Below are 2,738 nucleotides of genomic sequence, written 5' to 3'. Positions count from 1 at the left end.
AGCAGGCCTCGGCCGCGGTCGCCGCGGCCGATCGGGCGTTTCCCGCGTGGGCGGCGCGGAGCCCGTCCGAACGCGCCGAGTTGCTGAGCGCGGCGCTGGAGCCGTTGGAGGCCGACCGGGAGGCGGTCGCCGGCATCCTGACGCGGGAGAACGGCAAGATCCGGATGGAATCCGTGATCGACTCGGCGGTGTTCGAGCACCGTTGCCGCCTCGCGGCCGGGCTCGCGGGCGAGCTGGAGCGGCAGACGACCCACCTGGCCGCGCCGCCGTTCCGCACCGAGGTGACCTACCGGCCGCTGGGCGCCACGACGATCATCGTGCCGTTCAACTGGCCGCTGGCGATTCTGGGGGCGTCGCTGGCGTACGCGCTGGTTGCGGGCAACACCGTGGTGGTGAAGCCGCCGCCCACCGCGCCGCTGGCGACGGTGCGCACGGTGGAGACGCTGGCGCGGTCGCTCCCGCCGGGCGTGCTGAACGTCGTCACCGGTGAGGACTCCGAGATCGGGGAGACCCTGGTGGCGGGGGAGCCGGTGCGCAAGGTGTGCTTCACCGGGAGCACGGGCGGTGGCCGGAAGATCATGCAGATGGCCTCGGGCTCGCTGACCCGCGTGGCACTGGAACTGGGCGGCAACGATCCCGCGCTCGTGCTCGCCGACGCCGACCTCTCCGGCGAGGCGATGCAGACGCTGTTCGGGGGGATCTTCGACTCCACCGGGCAGGTCTGCATGGCCGCGAAACGGGTCTACGTGCACCGCTCCCGCTACGACGAGGTGGTCGACGGCCTGTCGGAGCTGCTGTCCGGCACGGTGCTCGGGCACGGCCTGGCCGAACCGGTCACGATGGGGCCGCTGCACAGCCCCCGGCAGAAGGACTACGTCGAGCAGCTGGTCGCCGAGGCCCGCTCGTCCGGTGCCGAGGTCCGCGAGTTCGGCGCCGCGGCCGACGGGGCGGATTTGTCCCGGGGGAACTTCCTCCGGCCGTCGCTGGTGCTGGACCCGGCCGACGACCTCCGTGTGGTGACCGGGGAGCAGTTCGGCCCGACCGTGCCGATCCTGCCCTTCGACGACGAGTCGGACGCCCTCGCCCGGGCGAACGACACGTGGGCGGGCCTGTCCTCGTCGGTGTGGTCGGCCGACCTCGACCACGCGGGTGCGGTCGCGGCCCGGCTGCGCGCCGGGTACACGTTCGTCAACGCCCACGGCGCCGCCCATCTCGATGAACGCGCCCCGTTCGGCGGGTTCGACCACAGCGGCATGGGCCGCGAGATGGGGATCGAGGGCATCCGGGAGTTCCTGGACACCCATGCCGTCAGCTTCCCCGCCTGAGCGCTCCGCGTCCCGGCGTGGGCACCGGCGGGGCGGCCCGGCCGGACCGCCACCGGGTGGTCCCCGGTCACATCGCCACGATCATGTGGGCCATCCCCAACGCCATCGCGCAGAGGCTGAATCGCAACGCCGGGGTCGTCCGGTGGTGCCCGGGCCGCAGGCGGATCGCCGAACGCGGCGGGTAGTGCCGGTCCAACCGGCCGGAGGCCCAGAGCACCCCGACCACGACGAGGTAGGCGGCGATCGCGAGGCTGAGCGGGAGGGAGCGGGCGGACAGCGGCGGGAGCATGTAGACCATGGCCGCCATCTCGAGGCCGGACAGCAGCCACAGCAGCTCGGTCGTCCCCGTGCGCAGGCGCACGACCACGGCGGCGGCCACGGACACCGCGCACGCGGCGCCGAACACGGCCACCGCGACGGTGGGCGGGACGAACCGCGCCGGCGGCGGGAGGTACATCGAGGCCATGCCGACCGCCATCAGCACGTGGCCCGCGTGCCAGTAGCGGGTGCTGCCGCGCATGGTCACGAGGTGCTGGGTGTGCAGGAGACCGACGACGCACAGCACACAGACCCAGAGGAGCCGGACCCAGTCCGGCAGGAGTCCCGTCTCCGTCATGTTCGGTGCCCGAGCCTCCCGCGGTCGTGGTCGTCAGGGTGTCGGTCCCCGATGATCGACCGGCGGGGCGCGGGTCCGGTACCGCCGGTCCGGCGAACGGTGGGGGCCGTCGGACGGTCACACCGTGCCCGGAGCCGGGCCGGGCCGGGCGGCGGGTGCCTGCGCTGATAGACATGCGCCGTGCGGGATTTCGTGACGGGCGTGCGGATGTTCGGGCGGGGGCTGGGGATTCTGGCCCGGTCGCCACGGTTGTTGCTGATCGGCGCGTTGCCGGTGGTCCTGACCCTGCTGCTGCTGCTCGCCGGGCTCGTGGCGTTGGTGTCCTCGATCGACGACCTGGCCGCGCTGGTCACGCCGTTCGCGGACGGCTGGGACGCACAGTGGCGGACGGCGGTGCGGGTGGTCGCGGGCGTCGCCCTGGCCGGTGGTGCGCTGGCGGTCGGACTGATCGGTTTCTCGGCGCTGACGCTGGCCGTGGGCGGCCCCTTCTACGAGCACATCGCGGAGAAGGTGGAGGACGACCTCGACGGGCCGGTCGCGGAGGCGGACATCCCGTGGTGGCGGTCGGTGTGGACGGGGATCCGGGACGGCGTCGAGCTCGTCCTGCGGTCGCTCGCGTGGACGATCCCGTTGTTCGTCGCGGGGTTCGTCCCGGTGCTGGGGCAGACGGTCGTGCCGGTGCTGCTGGCGCTGGTGACGGCGTGGTTCCTCGCGCTCGAACTGGTCGCGGTACCGTTCACCCGGCGCGGGATGGACCTCGCGCGGCGGCGCGCGGCGCTGCGCGGGCGGCGGGGCCT

Annotated in this window: 3 protein-coding genes; 2 read left to right on the top strand and 1 reads right to left on the bottom strand. The window is 73.6% G+C overall.

Annotated elements, in window-relative coordinates; translation table 11 throughout:
- The coding region (locus tag SACPADRAFT_RS25445; protein WP_007027180.1) for an aldehyde dehydrogenase family protein at positions 1 to 1,325 on the top strand (1,325 nt) is incomplete at its 5' end.
- Positions 1,326 to 1,392: 67 nt separating this feature from the next.
- On the opposite strand, the gene SACPADRAFT_RS0203960 is transcribed toward SACPADRAFT_RS25445, so the two are convergent.
- Positions 1,393 to 1,941 (bottom strand): DUF5134 domain-containing protein, encoded by a 549-nt coding sequence (locus SACPADRAFT_RS0203960; RefSeq protein WP_007027181.1) that lies wholly within the window; start codon positions 1,939 to 1,941, stop codon positions 1,393 to 1,395.
- Positions 1,942 to 2,121: 180 nt separating this feature from the next.
- On the opposite strand from SACPADRAFT_RS0203960, the gene SACPADRAFT_RS0203955 reads away from it, so the two are divergent.
- On the top strand, positions 2,122 to 2,738 hold a 617-nt coding region (locus SACPADRAFT_RS0203955), incomplete at its 3' end, for an EI24 domain-containing protein (RefSeq protein WP_007027182.1).

It is taken from the genome of Saccharomonospora iraqiensis subsp. paurometabolica YIM 90007 (assembly GCF_000231035.2).
Lineage (GTDB): Bacteria > Actinomycetota > Actinomycetes > Mycobacteriales > Pseudonocardiaceae > Saccharomonospora > Saccharomonospora paurometabolica.
This window is presented reverse-complemented; position numbering and strand designations above follow the sequence as displayed.

What these genes read in the sequence shown, in the direction of transcription:
- SACPADRAFT_RS0203960 (WP_007027181.1), bottom strand. Translation starts at nt 1,941, where the DNA reads ATGACGGAGACGGGACTCCTGCCGGACTGGGTCCGGCTCCTCTGGGTC.